15 protein-coding genes and 2 pseudogenes are annotated in these 17,982 nt (G+C 64.6%); 2 read left to right on the top strand and 15 right to left on the bottom strand.

Annotation, left to right across the window (positions count from 1 at the left end; all coding sequences use genetic code 11):
- Positions 1–15: 15 nt before the first annotated feature.
- Positions 16–1,080: a 4-oxalomesaconate tautomerase gene (locus tag ASD44_RS03480; protein ID WP_056108833.1), complete on the top strand. Its 1,065-nt coding sequence runs from the start codon at positions 16–18 to the stop codon at positions 1,078–1,080.
- 147 nt (positions 1,081–1,227) lie between these two features.
- Here ASD44_RS03480 and ASD44_RS03475 read toward each other — a convergent pair whose 3' ends face one another.
- From ASD44_RS03475 to ASD44_RS03420, 13 genes and pseudogenes are all read right to left on the bottom strand, one after another.
- On the bottom strand, positions 1,228–1,911 hold the full coding sequence (locus tag ASD44_RS03475) for a class II aldolase/adducin family protein (protein ID WP_056108831.1): 684 nt from the start codon (positions 1,909–1,911) through the stop codon (positions 1,228–1,230).
- A gap of 73 nt (positions 1,912–1,984) precedes the next feature.
- On the bottom strand, positions 1,985–2,302 hold the full coding sequence (rhaM, locus tag ASD44_RS03470) for an L-rhamnose mutarotase (RefSeq protein ID WP_056108828.1): 318 nt from the start codon (positions 2,300–2,302) through the stop codon (positions 1,985–1,987).
- On the bottom strand, positions 2,302–3,591 hold the full coding sequence (gene rhaI / locus ASD44_RS03465) for an L-rhamnose catabolism isomerase (protein ID WP_056108825.1): 1,290 nt from the start codon (positions 3,589–3,591) through the stop codon (positions 2,302–2,304). The genes rhaM and rhaI overlap by 1 nt, the downstream gene beginning before the upstream one ends.
- 19 nt (positions 3,592–3,610) lie before the next feature.
- Positions 3,611–4,456, bottom strand: coding sequence for a TIGR01459 family HAD-type hydrolase (locus tag ASD44_RS03460; RefSeq protein ID WP_056108822.1), 846 nt, complete (start codon positions 4,454–4,456; stop codon positions 3,611–3,613).
- Positions 4,456–5,733, bottom strand: a complete 1,278-nt coding sequence (locus ASD44_RS03455; RefSeq protein ID WP_056108819.1) for an FGGY-family carbohydrate kinase — start codon at positions 5,731–5,733, stop codon at positions 4,456–4,458. The genes ASD44_RS03460 and ASD44_RS03455 overlap by 1 nt, the downstream gene beginning before the upstream one ends.
- Before the next feature lie 3 nt (positions 5,734–5,736).
- Positions 5,737–6,807, bottom strand: coding sequence for a class II aldolase/adducin family protein (locus tag ASD44_RS03450; protein ID WP_056108816.1), 1,071 nt, complete (start codon positions 6,805–6,807; stop codon positions 5,737–5,739).
- Positions 6,808–6,898: 91 nt separating this feature from the next.
- Positions 6,899–8,005, bottom strand: a complete 1,107-nt coding sequence (locus tag ASD44_RS03445; RefSeq protein WP_056108814.1) for a substrate-binding domain-containing protein — start codon at positions 8,003–8,005, stop codon at positions 6,899–6,901.
- A gap of 64 nt (positions 8,006–8,069) precedes the next feature.
- Positions 8,070–9,014, bottom strand: a complete 945-nt coding sequence (locus ASD44_RS03440; protein ID WP_056108811.1) for an ABC transporter permease — start codon at positions 9,012–9,014, stop codon at positions 8,070–8,072.
- 11 nt (positions 9,015–9,025) lie between these two features.
- Positions 9,026–10,024, bottom strand: coding sequence for an ABC transporter permease (locus ASD44_RS03435; RefSeq protein ID WP_056115374.1), 999 nt, complete (start codon positions 10,022–10,024; stop codon positions 9,026–9,028).
- 5 nt (positions 10,025–10,029) lie between these two features.
- Entirely contained in the window at positions 10,030–11,538 is a 1,509-nt protein-coding gene (locus ASD44_RS03430; RefSeq protein ID WP_056108808.1) for a sugar ABC transporter ATP-binding protein, read from the bottom strand.
- A gap of 76 nt (positions 11,539–11,614) precedes the next feature.
- The gene (locus ASD44_RS18685) at positions 11,615–12,313 is read right to left on the bottom strand and encodes a hypothetical protein (RefSeq protein WP_348271191.1); all 699 of its coding nucleotides are present in this window, start codon (positions 12,311–12,313) and stop codon (positions 11,615–11,617) included.
- A gap of 75 nt (positions 12,314–12,388) precedes the next feature.
- Positions 12,389–12,994: pseudogene (locus ASD44_RS18680) on the bottom strand (carbohydrate kinase); the annotation flags it as partial.
- On the bottom strand, positions 12,991–13,767 hold the full coding sequence (locus ASD44_RS03420; protein WP_056108802.1) for a DeoR/GlpR family DNA-binding transcription regulator: 777 nt from the start codon (positions 13,765–13,767) through the stop codon (positions 12,991–12,993). The pseudogene ASD44_RS18680 and the gene ASD44_RS03420, both read right to left, overlap by 4 nt.
- A gap of 227 nt (positions 13,768–13,994) precedes the next feature.
- On the opposite strand from ASD44_RS03420, the gene ASD44_RS03415 reads away from it, so the two are divergent.
- Positions 13,995–16,097, top strand: coding sequence for a bifunctional rhamnulose-1-phosphate aldolase/short-chain dehydrogenase (locus ASD44_RS03415; protein WP_056108799.1), 2,103 nt, complete (start codon positions 13,995–13,997; stop codon positions 16,095–16,097).
- Between the two features lie 13 nt (positions 16,098–16,110).
- On the opposite strand, the gene ugpC is transcribed toward ASD44_RS03415, so the two are convergent.
- A complete protein-coding gene (ugpC, locus tag ASD44_RS03410) occupies positions 16,111–17,178 on the bottom strand; it encodes a sn-glycerol-3-phosphate ABC transporter ATP-binding protein UgpC (RefSeq protein ID WP_056108796.1) in 1,068 nt (355 codons plus the stop codon).
- A gap of 10 nt (positions 17,179–17,188) precedes the next feature.
- Positions 17,189–17,982 (bottom strand): annotated as a pseudogene (locus ASD44_RS18675) (FGGY-family carbohydrate kinase); the annotation flags it as partial.

Raw genomic sequence — 17,982 nt, 5'->3', positions numbered from 1 at the left:
AAGGAAGACAAGACAATGACATCTGACGGAATTGCCTGCATCATGATGCGCGGCGGCACATCCAAAGGCGGGTATTTCCTTGCCGATGACCTGCCGCGGGACAAGGCGGAGCGCGACAGGCTTTTGCTGCGCATCATGGGCTCGCCCGATCCGCGCCAGATCGACGGCATCGGCGGCGCCGACCCGCTGACCAGCAAGGTGGCGGTGGTGCGCAAGTCCGAGCGGCCTGGCATCGATGTCGACTATCTGTTCCTGCAGGTCTTCGTCGACCAGCCGCTGGTTTCCGACAGCCAGAACTGCGGCAATATCCTGGCCGGGATCGGCCCTTTCGCCATCGAGCGCGGGCTGGTTGCTCCAGTCGAGGGCGAGACGCCGGTGACCATCTTCATGGAAAACACCGGCCAGACGACCGTTGCGCGGGTTCGCACCAAGGACGGCAAGCCGGTCTATGAGGGCGACGCGTATATCGACGGCGTGCCGACGCCCGCCTCGCCGATCTATCTGAGTTTCTCCGATGCCGCCGGCTCAAGCTGCGGCGCGCTGCTGCCGACCGGCTCGGCCCTGACGGAAATCGACGGCGTCGAATGCACGCTGATCGACAACGGGATGCCGGTCGTGGTGATGCGTGCGGCGGATTTCGGGCTGACCGGCTACGAGACCCGCGCCGAGCTGGAAGCGGCTGCCGAGGTCAAGGCGCGGGTGGAAAAAATCCGTCTTCAGGCCGGCCCGCTGATGAACCTTGGCGACGTGTCGGAAAAGTCGGTCCCGAAGATGACGCTGGTGGCCGCGCCCAGGAATGGCGGCGCCATCATGACACGGAGCTTCATCCCGCATCGCGTGCACGCCTCGATCGGCGTGTTCGGCGGCTTGAGCGTGGCGACCGCCTGCCTGTTGCCGGAAAGCCCGGCCTACAGCCTGGCATCCCTGCCGGCGGGCCGCGAGAAGATGGTTGCCGTGGAGCACGCCAGCGGCCAGATGGAGATCGTGATGCGGACCGACGACAGCCAGCCCTACGGACTGGGCGAATCCTCGATCGTCAGCACATCGCGCAAACTGTTCGAGGGGCGGGTGTTCGGCTGAGAGCCAAGGCCGGGACGGACGCCCGGCCTCTGCCAAAGGGCCTTCGCCCGAAAGCCGCGCTTCCGCACCAGAGCCCTTGATGATTAAACGGAAGCATTCGACAGTCGCATCATCGCCAACCGAATGTTTCCGTCAAAACCCGGCGCGCTAAGCCTGCCGTGGTCGCGCCAGATCGTTGGTGCCCTCGGCGTCGGGCGCCAGGCCATAGCTCATCCGGCGCATCTGTTCGATGACGCGGGCCATTTCCTCGTCGGACAATACCGGCGGTTCGCCGAGGGTCAGCGCCTGGACATACATGCGCGACAGCGTCTCGACCTCGATTGCCAGCCAGAGCGCTGCCTCGAGGTTCTTTCCCAGCGATATCTGGCCATGCTGACCGAGCAGGCAGGCGAGCCGGTCCTTCAGCGCGACGAGAGCGTTGTCGGAAAGCGCCTGGGTGCCGAAAGTCGCGTATTCGGCGCAGCGGATGGTCGTGCCGCCGGCGACGCCGGTCATGTAATGGAAGCTCGGGATCGTCTTGTGGTGGCAGGCGAGCGTCGTCGCATAGACCGAATGGCAGTGCAGCACGACATCAATGTCGTCGCGCGCTTTCAGGATATCGCGATGGAAGCGCCATTCGGAAGAGGGCCGGCGGCCGACATAGGTGCCGTCGAAATCCATCTCGACAATGTCTTCCGGCGTCATCGTATCGTAGGGCAGGCCGGACGGGGTGATGAGGAAGCCCTTGCCGACGCGCAGCGAAAGATTGCCGGCAGTGCCCTGGTTGATGCCGCTGGAGTTCATCTTGCGGCAGATGGCCACCATCTCTTCACGCTGCGCTCTGTCACTCATCGTCAAAGTCCTTCGCTTGCACTTGCAATCATGGTTATCCGCCCTGCCCGCGCGTTGCGCGGCATGAGCTGTCCTAGTCCATCCTGAAGACGTTTTGCAGCGGCACCACGACCGGCTCGGCGCGGTCGTCGTACTGCATCACATCCGCCATGAATTTCCACCAGCGGCGGTTGATGTCCGTCTGCGGCAGGCTGTCCATCGCATGGTCGTCGGCGCGGACCAATGTCGCGAACAGATGGTTGGTCTCCGGGTCGAGCCAGATCGTGTAGTCGGAAATGCCGGCCTCGCGCAGCGCGGCGGTCATTTCCGGCCAGATCTCGTCATGCCGCTTCTTGTATTCGTGCGCCTGGCCCGGATTGAGGACCATGCGGAATGCAATGCGTTCGGACATCAGATGATGCCCCCGCCGCCGCCCGAGACGGCAGGCCTTTCCGCAGCGACCCTGGCCCGGTAGCCCGAGGCGCGATAGGTCGCGACGGGGTCGATAGCGCCGCCGGACTTCAACCGCGACATGGCCAAGATTGGCTCGACATCGGTGCGGTAGGCGGCCTTCAGCGTCTGCGTCGCCATCAGCGCGTCGTTGTCGTCCTGATGCGCCTCGAGCGCCTTCCGGTCGACCAGCAGCGCCTGCGCATAGGCGCGCTGCACCTCGACGGCCGACAGCATCAGGCTTTCGATGGGGTCGGTGACATTGTGGCTCTGGTCCAGCATGTGGGCAGGGTTGAAACCCTCCGCGCCCGCCAGCTCGGCATCGACCAGCTCGTTGAAGACGAGGAACAGCCGGTACGGGTCGATAGACCCGGCGTCGAGATCGTCGTCGCCATATTTGCTGTCATTGAAATGGAAGCCGCCCAGCTTGCCGAACTGGATCAGCCGCGACACGATCATCTCGATGTTGACGTTGGGAGCATGGTGGCCGAGATCGACCAGGCAGAAGGCCTTCGGCCCCAGCTCGCGCGCGATCAGGTAGTTGGTGCCCCAATCCTGCACAACGGTGGAATAAAAGGCCGGCTCGTACATCTTGTGTTCAGTGAACAGCCGCCAGTCGTCCGGCAGCGCCGCATAGATCTCATGCATCGAATCCAGATACCGGCGGAAGGCCTTGGCGAAATTGACTTGTCCGGGAAAATTCGAGCCGTCGCCTATCCAGACGGTCAGCGCTTTCGACCCCAGCTCCCTGCCTATCTCGACGCATTCGACGTTGTGCTCGACCGCCTGGCGGCGCACCGCCGCGTCGGCATGGCTGAGCGAGCCGTATTTGTAGGAGTGCTTCTGGTCCGCCGCGTCGGAGAAGGTGTTGGAGTTCATCGCGTCGAAGCCGAGGCCGAAGCGCGACGCCGCCTGCTTGATGCGTTTCGGATCGGCCTTGTCCCACGGGATATGCAGCGAAACCGTGGGCGTTGCGCGGGTGAGCTGGGCGATGACGGCGCAGTCCTCGATCTTGTCGAAGACGTCGCGCGGTTCGCCCCCACCCGGAAAGCGGGCAAAGCGCGTGCCGCCGGTGCCGACACCCCAGGACGGGATGGCGACGCCGAAAGCGCCGACTTTTTCCAAAATGGCATCGATGGCGATGCCGCGCCGGTCGAGCTGTTCGCCAAGCGCGGCATAGTCGGCCCGCAAATTGTTCTCGCGCTCCGCGTTGCTCTGCTCGACGGCGTCGGCTGCGATCATCGTTTCCATGTCATTCCTCCGGCGTGGTTCACCACGCAAATGTCCTCAAGAGAAAATTGGGCGTAGCGCCATGCTCCGCGTAGAGCCCCGCCTTTTCGGCCTGCGAACTCTCCGCCAGTATTCCCGTGGTCACCAGGGTCGTCGCCATGCCGGCGCCCTGCCCGCCGGCAATGTCGTGTTCGATGCTGTCGCCGACACAGACGACGCGCGCCGGGTCCGGATTGCCGAGCAAGTCGAGCGCGGCGGCATAGATTTCGGGAAACGGCTTGCCGATCCACGTCACCGGGCCGCCAAGCTCGGCATAAAGCTCGGCGATGCGCCCGGAACCGAAGCGGCGTCCGCCGTGGGTCAGGATGACCTTGTCGGGGTTGGTGCACAGGCATTGCGCGCCCCGCGCCGCCGCCGGTTCGAGCAGGCGGCGGTAATGGTCGAGATCGTAGCGGTCGCTCTCGCTGCCGGAGATCAGCACCATGTCGGCATCCGCGCCGTGTGTAGTGGCGGTCAGCGGCAGCCCTTCAATGGCGGACTGGTCGCTGTCGCGAGCAATCAGCAGGCAACGCATGCCGGGCTTTCCGGCCAAGGAGGCTTGCAGCGATCGCCACGCCACCTCGCCCGACGAGAGGAAATGATCCCAGCTTCCCGCCTCAAACCCGAGCCTCAGCAGGCGCGCTTCGTTGGGCGTCGCGCGCTTGCCCGAATTGGATAGCAGCAGGATGCGCTTGCCCTCGCCCTTGAGCCTGCTCAGCGTTTCCACCGCACCGGCATATGGCCCGACGCCGTCCAGCAACACACCGAACTGGTCGAGCACGAAGATGTCGAATTTCTCGGCGAGCTCACGGACACCGGAAAGTATCGGAACTGACAGCGTCTGCATCACAACTCTCCCACCGCGCCAAGCCCGGCCAAAGCCAGGCGCGCCGCGCCGGCTGCCGCCTCCTCCGACTGCGCCGGGATAAAGGGAACGCCGGTATTCCGTTGACGGATCGCCGTCCAGGTTGGGTTGGTGGCACCACCGCCGACTGTCCGGACCGAGCGAAGCCGCGGCGCGCGCAGTTCGGTCAATCGTGCATAGCCCTGCTTTTCGATGCTGGCGATGCCTTCAAGCATGGCTTTCAGGAATTCCGCATCGTCGGCGGGACGTGGCGTCAGGCGCGGTGGACAGGCCGGGTCCATGACCGGAAAGCGCTCTCCGGCCTCCAGCAGAGGATAGAAATCGAGAGCGGTGACTGTCGCCGGGTCGATCATGGCCGAGAGGCGCGCGATCTCCTCGGCCGGGAAAAAATGCGCCAGCACCTTGCCGCCGGTGTTCGACGCGCCGCCGGCCAGCCACATGCCATTGATGCGGTGGCTGTAGATGCCGTATTCGGCGGCGAAGACGGGCCTGTCGCTAAGCAACTTCAGCGTCAGCGTCGAGCCAAGGGAGGTGACGCCGTCGCCCGGCCTGTCCGCACCCGTGGCCAGGAAGGCCGCGCAGCCGTCGGTAGTGCCCGCCACGATAACGATGTCGGGCGAAAGACCAAACGCGCGAGCCATCGCTGGATCGATGGTCTCGATCGGCGCGCCGGGGGTCACGACGCGCGGCAGCAAATCCATGCGCAAGCCCGTCGCCGCCATCCAGTCCGGCCAACAGCGCTCGATTGGGTCATAGCCGGTCTTCAGCGCATTGTTCTCGTCGGTCGTGCCGAAATGGCCGGCAAGGCGGCCGGCGATCCAGTCGGCCTGATGCAGGATTCTTGCAACGCCCGGCACGGACTGGAAGACCAGCGCCTTGGCGAGACCTGAGGTTGGACCGTGTGCGGCGCTGTCGGGCGGGATCAACGGGGCGATGCGGGCGAGCAAGGCGTCGTCGGCCACCCGCGCGTCATACATGAGAGGCGCGGCCAGCGGCGTGCCGGCCTCATCCACGGGCAGAAGCGTGCCGGAGGTTGCATCGATTGCGATCGCACCGACCGTAGGACGGTCCACATCAGCCAGCACATTCTGAAGCGCCATCTCGACGGCCCGCCACCATTCGCGCGGGTCACTCGCGCCCTCGGTTGTGGACGGCAGTCTGGCTGCGCCCTGCGCGACGATCCCGAACGCGGCATTCATCGCCACGGCGCGGGCGCCGGACGTACCAAGGTCGATGCCGATGGCGAGCCGCGCGGTCATTGTTCAGGCAATCTTTTGCGCAGCGCCGGCAGACCGGGCTTTGCGCGCAAGCTGCTGCCGGTATTTCTCGGCGTCCCAATGGGTCAGTTGCAGATATTCATCCGGCGTCAGCACCCGCACCGCCGCATCTTCTGGCAGCCGCGCGGCGACATCGGCGAGGCAGCGGACCATGGCGTCGGCGCCGGGGGGTGAATCGGCGCGCATCAGCACGCCAAGGCCGGGAAAGACAATCGAGACGGGCGGCGCGCCGAGACGCTCGGCAACCGCCTTGGCGTTTTCTCCCGGCCGGGCGATCGCAGAACCGTCGCCCAGGAAAATGATATGGTCCGGGTACATCGCCCTGCCCGCGGCGCGCGCGGCGCTGACCGGGTCGGTCGCCACAGCATGGGCGGCCTGCGACGCCGGCAGGCGGTAGTCCGCTCCGGCCAGTTCAGGCAGTCGCTCCAGATCGGCAGGCGGGGCCAAGCGTGGTTCGATGCGAAGCCGGTTCTTCACCTCCGCCAGCAGCGCTTCAGCTTCCGCGACCGTATCCGCCGCGACAACCAGCCCGTGATTGGCGAGAATGAGAACGTCCGGGCCTGACGTGCTGTTTTCGGCGATGGCGAGCGCCAGCGGCAGGCCTGGCCGCGCATAGGGCACATAAGCCCAGTTGAGGCCTTCCAGCCGGGGCGTGACCTGTTCGATGCAATCCTTGCGCACGGCGTGGGCGATGGTATCGACGCAATGGACGTGCAGCACGACGCGCTGCGGCATCAGCGCATGGACAGTCGTCTCGATGGACGGCCGCAGGCCCGACGGGTTCAGCGATGCGATGGTGAAGCGATGCGCCTGCTCGGCTGCCGGATCGACGGAATGCACGGCGGCGAGCAGAGGCTCGATCTCGACCGGCACCATGATCCTGCGCTCCAGCGCATGCGCCAGCCATGTGCCGGACGCCTTGATCCAAAGCGTGCCGTCGATCTTCAGCGAGGTGTTGCCGCCGGCGCCCTGGGTGAGCAATGGATCGGCGCCGATACGCGCCGACAGCGCTTCCAGTTCGGCCAGTTCGGCTTGCCAGTCGGCCGCATCCGGCATGGCTGGAATTCCTTTCGGGTCATTCAGTTTTCGGCCAGCCGCCTTCGGGCGGATAAAAAAGGGGACGCGCGGACGCGTCCCCTCTCCAACATCAGAAGTCGAAGTTGTTGATGTTTTCCTTGGTGAAGACGGTCGGCGCGCCGAGCAGGATCTCCGAGCCGTTGATGACGGAGAGATCGCCGAGCTTGCCGGCTTTCACAGTCGTGCCACCGGGCGCCAGGGTGCCGTCGGCGACGGCGCGCAGCACATAGGCGGCCGCATAGCCGAGATCGACCGGGTTCCACAGCACCACCGACTTCACGCAGTCTGCCGAGACGTATGGCTTCATCGCGTTCGGCGTGGCGAGGCCGACAACGGCGATCTTGCCGCATTTGCCGGCCTGGGTCACGGCGTCGGCCGCCGCCGGCGTCGCCACGCTGGTCATGCCGAGGATGCCCTTGAGCTCATCGCCATACTTGTTGATCAGCGTGTTCGACTGGTTGAAGGACAGGATGTTGTCTTCCTGCGCTTCAACCGTTTCCAGCCACTTCATCTTCGGATGGCACTTGGCCTGATAGGCTTCCATCTCGGAGATCCAGCGCGCCTGGTTCGGCGTGGTGAAGGTCGAGGTGACAATGGCGAACGCGCCGTCCTCGCCGATCTCGGCCGCGGCGGAGTCGATCATCGCCTTGGCGATGCCGTTGAACTCGGCCTGGTTGACGAACCACTGGCGGGCGTCCGGCGTCGAGTTGGCGTCGTAGCCGACCACATTGATGCCGGCCGCGAGCGCCTTCTTCAGCACCGGGGCAATGGCGACAGGATCGTTGGCGGCGAACAGGATGCCGTCGACGCCGCTGGTGATGTAGTTGTCGATCAGCGTGATCTGGTCGTCGATGTTGGCCTTCGACGGACCGTCGGTCTTGGCGTTCATGTTGCCCATCTCCTTGGCGGCATCGGCGATGCCCTTGGAGGTGGCGTTGAAGTAGCCGATGCCGACGAGCTTCGGCACATCGACGACCGTCAGCGTCTTGCCCTTGCGGTCAGGCGCATTGGTCGGCTGGCCGCCATCGTACGGCTTGGCGGCGGCGGTTGCCGGCGTCGCGTCGCAGGCGAGCGGATTGGTCGGCAGGTCGTCGCCGCCGGTCCAGGTCGATTGGGCGTAGCTGATGCTTGTCGAGACGGACAAAGCCAGCAGCGTCGAAAGAACGATGTTACGCATGTTTCCTCCTCCATGAATTCGTCCGGACACTTGAGAGCGGCAGTGATGGACGGTTACTTCCAGATTATCGAGTGCCGCTCCTCTCGAAGAGATTGCTGGCGAGGATCGCCAGGATGAGAACCGCGCCGATCAGCATGATCGTGCCATCGCCTTTGACGCCGGCAAGCGACAGCCCATTCTTCAGCGCCTGAATGAGGCAAAGGCCGATCACCGTGCCGAGAATGGTCCCTCGCCCGCCGAAGATCGACGTGCCGCCGAGCACCACGGCCGTGATGGCGTCCAGTTCGATGCCGGTGCCCATGTCGGAGCGCGTGGTCGAAACGCGCGACACGAAGATGACGCCGGCAAGTGCCGCCGCGAAGCCTGACGCCGTATAGAGCGCCAGCTTGGTGTGCTCGACAGACAGGCCGGAGAAGCGGCTGGCGACTTCGTTGGAGCCGATGGCGTAGACCGTGCGGCCCCAGCGCGTATACGCCAGGATGATTGATGCCAGGACCGCCGCCAGCAGAAGAATCCAGAGCTGCGTCGGCACGCCCAGCACCTCGCCCTGCCCCAGCACGTAGAACCATTCCGGATAGCCGCGCACCGAGCGCGCCTGGCTGATGCCTTCGGCAAGGCCGCGATAAAGCGCCAGCGTCGCCAGGGTCGCGATCAGCGGCGGCACGTTGAAGCGCGTGATGATCAGCCCGTTGCAGAAACCGGCGAAGCTGCCGACCGCAATGGCGGCACATGCGGCAACTGCGAGCGGCATGCCGACATTCTGCCAGAACACGCCGGTCAGGATCGCGGTCAGGCCGAGGATCGAGCCGACCGAAAGGTCGATGCCGCCGGTGGCGATGACGAAGGTCATGGCGATGGCGATCAGCCCGATCTCGGTCATCAGCCGGCCCTGGTTGAGCAGGTTGCTGACTGTGAAGAACCGGTCGGACTGGAACGACAGCACGATCAGCACGGCGACCAGCAGCAGCGCCAGTAGTGTTTCGTGCCGGAAGATGGATTTGACGGTCATCGATGCGCCCCTCATGCCCGGCCGCGCCGGCGCAGCATGTCGGCCAGCACCGTCGCAAGGATCAGCAGGCCGATGACGGCGCGCAGCCAGTAGGCCGAGACATTGACGAAGATGAGCGCCGAACCGATGGTGGCGAACAGGATCGTCGCCAGGGTCGAGCCGATCACCGTGCCGGTTCCTCCCAGGATCGAAACGCCGCCGATGACGGATGCGGTGATCACCGTCAGTTCCAGATTGGGCGGCACCGTCGACTGGATGACCTGCAGCTGCGTCGCGAACAGGATCGTCGCCAGCCCGGCGAATGCGCCGTGAATGGCGAAGACCGCCACGGTGCGTCGCTCGGTCGGGATGCCCGTGGCGAGTGCGGCTTCCGGATTGCCGCCGATGGCATAGAGCGAGCGGCCGAATGCCGAATAGCGCATCCACAGCGCCGCCAGGATCGTCAGCACCACCATGGCGATGATCGGCACCGGCAGGCCGAGCAGCCTTTTCTGCGCGATCAGGAATTCCGGCGGCAGGCCGCTGATCCAGGTGCCGCCGGTGACACTGATCAGACCGCCGCGCAGGATGGACAGCGCGCCCAGCGTGACCACGATGGAGGGTATGCGCGCATAGGCGACCAGCACGCCGATGACGCTGTTGATGGCCATGCCGACCAGCACCGGCGCGAACCACGCCACCCAGACCGGATAGCCGGCGACCGCCAGCGTGCCGGAGATGGTCGCCAGCACGCCGATCAGCGCGCCGACCGATACGTCGATATGGCCGGTGATGATGACCATGGACATGCCGATGGCGGCGACGGCGATGTAGGCATTGCCGGCGAAGATGGAGGTCAGATTGTTGGTACTGATGAAGCGCGGGTTCACCATTGTCACGACGATGAACAGCGCGACGATAGCCGTCAGAACCACCAGTTCCTGGCCATAGTCGGAAACCAGCCGCCGAAGCGCGCCCGGCCGCTGCAAGCCTGTCCGCGGCCGCACTGGAGGCAAATCAATCCCCGTCATCGCCATTACGCCGCCTCTCCCGTCTCGAGCCTGGTCATGGCGGCGCCGACACGCTCGGGCGTCGCCTCGGCGCGGTCCAGCACTCCCGTCACCCGGCCGCCATTCATCACCAGCAGCCGGTCGCTCATGCCGAGCACTTCCGGCAGTTCGCTGGAGATCATCAGGATAGCGACGCCCTGCTTGACCAACTCGCCCATGATGGTGTGGATCTCGGCCTTGGCCCCGACATCGACGCCCCGCGTCGGTTCATCGAGGATCAGGACCTTCGGATTGGTCTGCAGCCATTTGGCGATGACCACCTTCTGCTGGTTGCCGCCGGACAGCTCGCCAACCGGCTGTGCGATGCTGCGGCAGCGGACGCCAAGCCGCTTGACGGCATCCAGCGCGCGCTGCGCCTCGGCGCCAGCCTTGATGAAGATGCCGGACGATACCCCCTCGATGGAGGCCATCGAGACATTCTTGCGGATTGCCATCGACTTGACGAGACCCTGCAGGCCGCGGTCCTCCGGCACATAGGCGATGCCGAGATCGCGCGCCTGCCGCGGCGACGCGATGCGGACGGGCTTGCCGTCGAGCAGGATTTCTCCAGAGGTCGCGGGCGTCATGCCGAACAGGGTCAATGCCAATTCGGTGCGGCCGCTGCCGACCAGGCCGGCAATGCCGAGGATTTCGCCCTTGCGCAGCGCGAAGGAGATGTCGCGCACATGGCGGCCGTGATTGAGGTTCTTCACCTCCAGCACGGTTTCGCCGATCGCGGCTTCGGCCTTGGGAAACAGGCTGTCAATCGGCCGTCCGACCATCATCGAGACAAGTTCCCGCTCGTCGACCTCGCCGATGTCCCGGGTGCCGACATGCGCGCCATCGCGCAGCACGGTGACGCGGTCGGCCAGCGCGAAGATTTCCGACATGCGGTGGCTGACATAGACAATGGCGACGCCGCGCTCGCGCAACTGCCGCACGACCGCCATAAGGCGCTGGACATCGGCCTCGACCAGCGAGGCCGTCGGTTCGTCCATGATGAGCACGCGAGCGTTCTTGCTAAGCGCCTTGGCGATCTCCACCCGCTGGCGCTGCGCGACCGAAAGGCTGAGCACCTTGGTATCGACGTCGAGATCGAACGTGTCGAGCTGGTCGAGAAGCTGGCGGGTGCGGGCGCGCACCTCGGGCCAATCGATGATGCCGAGCGCGGTGCGCGGGTAATGGCCGAGGAAGACATTTTCCGCCACCGTCATTTCCGGAAACAGCAGCAGTTCCTGATAGACGGTGGCGATGCCGGCGGCGGTCGCGTCGCGGGTCGAGGCGAATTTCATCTCCTTGCCATCGACCACGATAGTCCCGGCATCGGGCGTATAAAGCCCCGCCATCATCTTGATCAGCGTGGACTTGCCGGCGCCGTTTTCGCCGAGCAGCGCATGGACCTCGCCCGGACGCACGTCGAAGCTGACATCCTTCAAGACCTTCACACCGACGAAGGATTTCGACATGCCGGTGAGGCTGACATAGGGGGCGGTCATGGATGCCTCCCAGCGTTGACATGCATGATCGAACCGGCAATGCCGATATCGAGATGAGCAAGAAGCGGGAAGTGCATCATGCGCGACGTCCCTCATTTACATTTGCCGAGGCACCTGTCTTCGCCGCCGCGCGGCCGCGCTCCGCCATGTCACGCCAGCGGTCACGATAAGCTTCCAGCCCCTCCAGCCGGCTCGCCGCCACCGCGATCGTCTCATCCCTGAACGGCGCCAGACCCAGCGCCTTGAAAGCGAGCGCAGCCGCTCCCGTGGCGGAGCCTTCGCTCATGGTCGAACGCACCACCGTCTGCGCCGGGCGCAACTGCGCCAGCATGGCGGTGAACAGGTCGAGTTTCGCCAGCCCGCCATCGACGACCAGCAGATTATCCGAGCGGATCAGATCGAGCGACAGATCGGTCATCATGACAACGTACAGCGCCGCGACCGCCGCCCGCTCCTCGCCCTCGACATCGCCGCCGACGATATGGCCCTGCGTTTCCGGGAACGGGCCGCCCGCCGCCCATGACGGCATGGCGAAGACGCCGCGCCGCATGACCGCTTCCACCGTACCCTGCGAAATCGGCTTGTCCCAGCCGTCACTGATCAGATCGTATTCGCGCCCGCCCATGAAGCGGAGCGACGGCGCCGGCTCGCAATTCACCGTGACGTTGGAGATCATGTCGCGCTCCGGGTCGAGCGCCTCCAGCGGACAGTCGAGATTGATGATGATGACCCAGGTGCCGGTGGACACCAGCGTAAAGCCGGTCAGGCCGGTCATGCGGTAATAGGCGAGCGCGGCGTTGGAATCGTGAACGCCATTGTGGACCGCGAGTTGGCGCGTGCTGCCATCGGNGGGCGCGATTTCGGGAAATTTCGCACGCCACTCCATACGGTCGACAAGCGAGGAGAAATCGCGCTTGAGCGGCGCCCAGAGCTGATTGTGCGCGCCGAGATAGGACCATTCCGCCAGCGGCCGGCCGGTGAAATGCCAGACCCAGTATTGCGGGTAGCAGAGAATGGACTCGGTCGCCGAAAAGGCGGCCGGTTCTTCCGTTTCCAGCCAGTAGATGTGGCGGGCGATGGAGAAGCCGAGCGGCAGCCATGGCGTATAGGTCTCGGAGAAATCCGGCAGCAGCGGATCGATGACGGCGGCGATCGAAGGCGGGATCTCCTGCTCGTAATCGAGGATCGGATGCAGGAGCTCCGGCCCGCGCACCAGCGCGAAGGCGCAGCCATGCGCCGATATCATCAGGCCGGTGACGCCATGCGTCTCCACGACATCGGCAAGCTCGCCTTTCATCCAGGCGAACAGGCGTTCGTCGTCGAGCACGCTGCGGCCGCGAAAATCATGCCAGACGGGCTTGGTCCGCCGCTCGTCGAGCAGCGATCCATCGGCTGCGAAAACGAACAGCTTGGAGTTCGTCTTGCCGAAATCGAAAACCGCCAGCGGACCCGTCATCCCCTGCCCCCATTCGAGGCTATGCGGAAAGTGACCCCGGCATTCTCCAGCATCTTGGCGTGCTGATCGGACAGGCCGTCATCGGTAATGAGCGTGCCGACGCGCGACAGCGGCAGCGCCACGTTGCGGGCGTGGATGGAGAACTTGCGGCTGTCGGCCAGCACGACGATCTGGTCGACATTGCGGCTGAGTTCCTGGATCGAACGCACCATCAGCGGGTGCGATTCCAGCAACCCCTCGGGGCTGATGCCCTGCGCGCCGAGGAAATACTTGGAGGCATAGAACGAGACCGGCTCCGCGTTCGAATAGATGACGCGCGGCTCGCGATACAATTCGCCCCCGGCGATGGTCAGGCTGCATTTGCCATGGTCGCCGAGATAGCCGGCGAGCGGCATGGAATTGGTGAACAGGCGAATGTTGCGGTCGGCCAGCTTGACGCCGAGATGGAAACAGGTCGATCCGCCATTGACGATCACCGCGTCGCCATCGGCCACCATGGTGGCTGCCAGTTCGGCGATCAGGCGCTTTGCATCGACGGCCAGGTCGCGATTTTCGTCATAGGGACGGGCGAAGGCGGTTCCCAGTGCGGCGCCGTCGAGAGCCGAGACACCGCCATAGACTTTGCGCGCCTCGCCGGACTCGTCGATCTTGTCGATGTCGCGCCGCACCGTCGCGGCCGAGACGCCGAGATGTTCCTGCAGCTCGCGCACCGACGCAAAGGGCCGGTCACGCAAAAGCTCTATGATCTGCCGCTGGCGGACCAAATCGTTCAAGAACTCCTCCCAAGGCGCTCAATCGGCTACCTGTGAGCTAGGTTACGCAAATTGGATAGGCACGCAAGCGATTTTTGAAAAACTTCGCTCATATTGCATCGCAACTGGTTCATATTGCGTCGCACAATGATTAAGCTTCCTCTTTTTCGATTGACAATCGGAGCGCATTTGCCTGATTTAGCAGCCGAGAGAGACGGCATGAAAACGCCGCTCGGGAGGATTTCGACATGAGCGATGAAAAGTCCACGCGGCTGACCAATCTGTGGAGCGACGCCAAGGCGGCGGCGATGAGCGAGGCAGAACGGCTCGTCTACCGCTCGAACATCCTCGGCTCGGACAAGCGGGTGACCAATTACGGCGGCGGCAACACCTCGTCCAAGATCTGGCAGAAGGATCCGTTGACCGGCGAGCAGGTCGAAGTGCTGTGGGTGAAAGGCTCGGGCGGCGACAGCGCCTCGATCAAGCTCGACGGCTTCGCCACGCTCTACATGGACAGGCTGCGGGCACTGAAGGGGCTTTATCGCGGCCTTGAACACGAAGACGAGATGGTCGGCTACCTGCCGCACTGCACCTTCAACCTGAACCCGCGCGCGGCCTCCATCGACACGCCGCTGCACGCCTTCGTGCCGAGGCCGTTCGTCGACCACATGCATCCGGACGCCATCATCGCCATTGCGGCGGCGAAGGACTCCAGGGCGCTGACCAAGGAGATTTTCGGCGATGCCATAGGCTGGCTGCCGTGGAAGCGGCCTGGCTTCGAACTCGGCCTGTGGCTGGGCAAATTCTGTGAGGAGAACCCCGACGCCAAGGGCGTGATCCTCGAAAGCCATGGACTGTTCACCTGGGGCGACACGCCAAAGGAATGCTACACAACGACAATCGACACCATCAATCAGGCGATCGAGTGGTTCGAGCAGCAGACCAAGGGCAAGCCGGCCTTCGGCGGCGCGGCGGCGAAGTCGCTGCCGGCAGCGGAGCGCCGCGCCATCGCGGCGCGCCTGATGCCGCGCATACGCGGCGGCATTTCCCAATCCGGTAAGCTCAAGATCGGCCATTTCGACGATTCCGACGCGGTGCTGGAGTTCGTCAATTCAAAGGACCTGCAGGCGCTGGCGGCGCTCGGCACCTCCTGCCCCGACCATTTCCTGCGCACCAAGATCAGGCCGCTGGTGCTCGATTTCGATCCGGCCAAGCCCGATCTGGACGCCGTCATCGCCGGCCTGCCGCAAGCGTTGGACGACTACCGCGCCAGCTATGCGGCCTATTACGAACGCTGCAAGCACCCCGGTTCGCCGGCGGTGCGGGACGCCAATGCCGTCGTCTACCTGATGCCTGGCGTCGGCATGTTCACCTTCGCCGCTGACAAGGCAACGGCGCGCATTTCGGGCGAATTCTACGTCAACGCCATCAATGTCATGCGCGGCGCTTCCGCCGTCTCGACCTATGTCGGGTTGCCTGAGCAGGAAGCCTTCGACATCGAATACTGGCTGCTGGAAGAGGCAAAGCTGCAACGCATGCCCAAGCCGAAGTCGCTGGCCGGTCAGATCGCCTTCGTCACCGGCGGCGCAGGCGGCATCGGCAAGGCGACGGCGACGCGGCTGCTGCGCGAAGGCGCCTGCGTGGTGCTGGCTGACATCGACGATGCGGCGCTCGCCAAGGCCAATGATGAACTCGGCGCGGCTTTCGGCGAGGATTTCGTCAGACCATTCAAACTCGATGTCACCGACGAGGCCGGCGTCGCAGCCGCCTTCTCGCAAAGCGCGGTGGAATTCGGCGGCGTCGACATCCTCGTTTCCAATGCCGGCATCTCGTCGTCGGCGCCGATCGAAGACACCGAACTGTCCATGTGGAACCGCAACATGGATATCCTCGCCAAAGGCTACTTCCTCGTGTCGCGCGAAGCTTTCCGAACTTTCAAGCAGCAGCAGCTTGGCGGCAATATCGTCTTCATCGCCTCCAAGAACGGGCTGGCCGCATCGCCCAACGCCGCCGCCTATTGCACGGCCAAGGCGGCGGAAATCCATCTGGCCCGCTGCCTGGCGCTGGAGGGCGCGGAGCACCAGATCCGCGTCAACACCGTCAACCCGGACGCCGTGCTGCGCGGCTCGAAAATCTGGACCGGCGAATGGCGCGAGCAGCGCGCCGCCGCCTACGCGATGCAGCCGGACGAACTGGAGGAGCACTACCGCAAGCGTTCGATGCTGAAGCGCTCGGTGTTCCCGGAAGACATCGCCGAGGCGGTGTATTTCCTGGCGTCCGACATGTCGGCCAAATCGACCGGCAACATCATCAATGTCGATGCCGGCAACGCGCAGAGCTTTACCCGCTGAGCGACAAGCCCGGCTATGCCGCGGGGAACAGATGCGCTGATTTCGGGTCGAAGGAGAATTCGATGCCGCTTCCGGCCTCGAACGCTTCGTCCCGGGGAATGACCGCCAGCGCCCGTTCGTTCGACGGCGTCTCGAAGCTGACGATGGTTTCGGTGCCCAGCCGCTCGACCAGGGAGATGCTGCCTTTCATGGCGCCTGCCGCGCCAACGGCTTGCTCCTGCCTGAGATATTGCGGACGGATGCCCAGCAGCGCCTTGTCGCCGACCGCGAATCCCTTTGCCTCGATGGCCACCGGCTCGATTGCCGAAGAGGCAACCGTCACCCGGCCGGCCGAGACGCTGTCGACCGTGACGTCCATGAAATTCATCTTCGGCGAGCCGATGAAGCCGGCGACGAACTTGTTCGCGGGGTTCTTGTAGATATCTATCGGCGCGCCGATCTGCTGGACGACGCCGCCCTCCAGCACGACGATCTTGTCAGCCAGCGTCATCGCCTCGATCTGATCGTGGGTGACATAGACCATCGTCGCGCCGAGGTCCTTGTGCAGCTTGGCGATCTCCATGCGCATGTCCATGCGCAGCGCGGCATCGAGGTTGGACAGCGGCTCGTCGAACAGGAACACCGTCGGTTTGCGGATGATGGCACGGCCGATGGCGACGCGCTGGCGCTGGCCGCCGGACAGTTGGCTCGGCTTGCGGTCGAGCAGCGGTTCGAGCTTGAGGATGCGCGCGGCTTCATTCACCCGCCGCTCCATCTCATCCCTGGGCGTCTTGTTCAGCGAAAGGCCGAAACCCATGTTCTCGCGCACCGTCAGGTGCGGATAGAGCGCATAGGACTGGAACACCATGGCAATGCCGCGTTCGCGCGGCTCCATCTCGTTGCACAGCTTGCCGTCGATATAGAGCTCGCCGCCCGAGATTTCCTCCAGCCCGGCGATCATGCGCAAAAGGGTGGACTTGCCGCAGCCGGAAGGTCCGACGAAGACGACGAACTCACCGTCGGCGATGTCGAGATCGACATTCCTGATCACCTCGACATTGCCATAGCGCTTCTTGATGCCGTTGAGCTTCAGACCAGCCATGTCGATCCTCCTATCGTTCTTCCGCCCGGATCGACCGGGCCGTGTTTTGCAGTGCTTCGAAAGCGGCGAAGCGCCGTTCGTGCAGACTTGCGATGTCGCCGCTTGCTGGCGTGAACATCTCGCCGACGCCGGACATGGCGCTCATGGCATCCTGCAGGGATGGAAAGGCTCGGCTCGCCGCCGCACCCAGCATGGCGGCGCCCAGCAGCACAGGCTCAGCTTGCGCCGGCACGAGAACCGGCAGGCCGGTGCAATCGGCCAGCAACTGGCGCACCAGCGGATGGCTTCCGGCCCCGCCGCTGATGGCAATCGTCTCGATTTCAGCACCTTCGCTGCGGCTCGCCGCAATGATCTGGCGCAGGCCGTAGCCGATGCCGAGGATGCCGGCGACATAGAGCGACACGAGGCTGTCGATGCCGCGATCCATGCCCAGGCCGGCAACGACCGCCCTCGCCTGCGGGTCGGCGAAGGGCGAACGATTGCCAAGAAAATCAGGCACGACGTGCAGATTGCCGGCGAGCTCGACGGCGGCGGAGCGCATCGGGGCCGACTTCGACGCCTCATCCGCCAGCCATGCGGCGACGGATTTGCCCTGCCGATCGGCATTTGCCCGCGCCTGCGGCCAGGCCGGATGCAATGAAACGAGTTGGTCAACGGCGGCGCCAGCCGCCGACTGGCCGCCTTCGTTCAGCCACAGGCCGGGCACCATGGCAGAATAGTACGGACCCCAGACGCCGGGCACGAAGATCGGCTCGCGGCTGCTCGCCATCGTGCAGGCCGAGGTGCCGAACACATACGCCATTG

The organism is Mesorhizobium sp. Root554 (assembly GCF_001427025.1).
GTDB lineage: Bacteria > Pseudomonadota > Alphaproteobacteria > Rhizobiales > Rhizobiaceae > Mesorhizobium.
This window is presented reverse-complemented; position numbering and strand designations above follow the sequence as displayed.

Bases quoted from the DNA above. Each gene is read 5' to 3' on its own strand.
- ASD44_RS03480 (WP_056108833.1), top strand. From the start codon at position 16: ATGACATCTGACGGAATTGCCTGCATCATGATGCGCGGCGGCACATCC.
- ASD44_RS03475 (WP_056108831.1), bottom strand. From the start codon at position 1,911: ATGAGTGACAGAGCGCAGCGTGAAGAGATGGTGGCCATCTGCCGCAAG.
- rhaM (WP_056108828.1), bottom strand. From the start codon at position 2,302: ATGTCCGAACGCATTGCATTCCGCATGGTCCTCAATCCGGGCCAGGCG.
- rhaI (WP_056108825.1), bottom strand. From the start codon at position 3,591: ATGGAAACGATGATCGCAGCCGACGCCGTCGAGCAGAGCAACGCGGAG.
- ASD44_RS03460 (WP_056108822.1), bottom strand. From the start codon at position 4,456: ATGCAGACGCTGTCAGTTCCGATACTTTCCGGTGTCCGTGAGCTCGCC.
- ASD44_RS03455 (WP_056108819.1), bottom strand. From the start codon at position 5,733: ATGACCGCGCGGCTCGCCATCGGCATCGACCTTGGTACGTCCGGCGCC.
- ASD44_RS03450 (WP_056108816.1), bottom strand. From the start codon at position 6,807: ATGCCGGATGCGGCCGACTGGCAAGCCGAACTGGCCGAACTGGAAGCG.
- ASD44_RS03445 (WP_056108814.1), bottom strand. From the start codon at position 8,005: ATGCGTAACATCGTTCTTTCGACGCTGCTGGCTTTGTCCGTCTCGACA.
- ASD44_RS03440 (WP_056108811.1), bottom strand. From the start codon at position 9,014: ATGACCGTCAAATCCATCTTCCGGCACGAAACACTACTGGCGCTGCTG.
- ASD44_RS03435 (WP_056115374.1), bottom strand. From the start codon at position 10,024: ATGACGGGGATTGATTTGCCTCCAGTGCGGCCGCGGACAGGCTTGCAG.
- ASD44_RS03430 (WP_056108808.1), bottom strand. From the start codon at position 11,538: ATGACCGCCCCCTATGTCAGCCTCACCGGCATGTCGAAATCCTTCGTC.
- ASD44_RS18685 (WP_348271191.1), bottom strand. From the start codon at position 12,313: ATGACCGGCCTGACCGGCTTTACGCTGGTGTCCACCGGCACCTGGGTC.
- ASD44_RS03415 (WP_056108799.1), top strand. From the start codon at position 13,995: ATGAGCGATGAAAAGTCCACGCGGCTGACCAATCTGTGGAGCGACGCC.
- ugpC (WP_056108796.1), bottom strand. From the start codon at position 17,178: ATGGCTGGTCTGAAGCTCAACGGCATCAAGAAGCGCTATGGCAATGTC.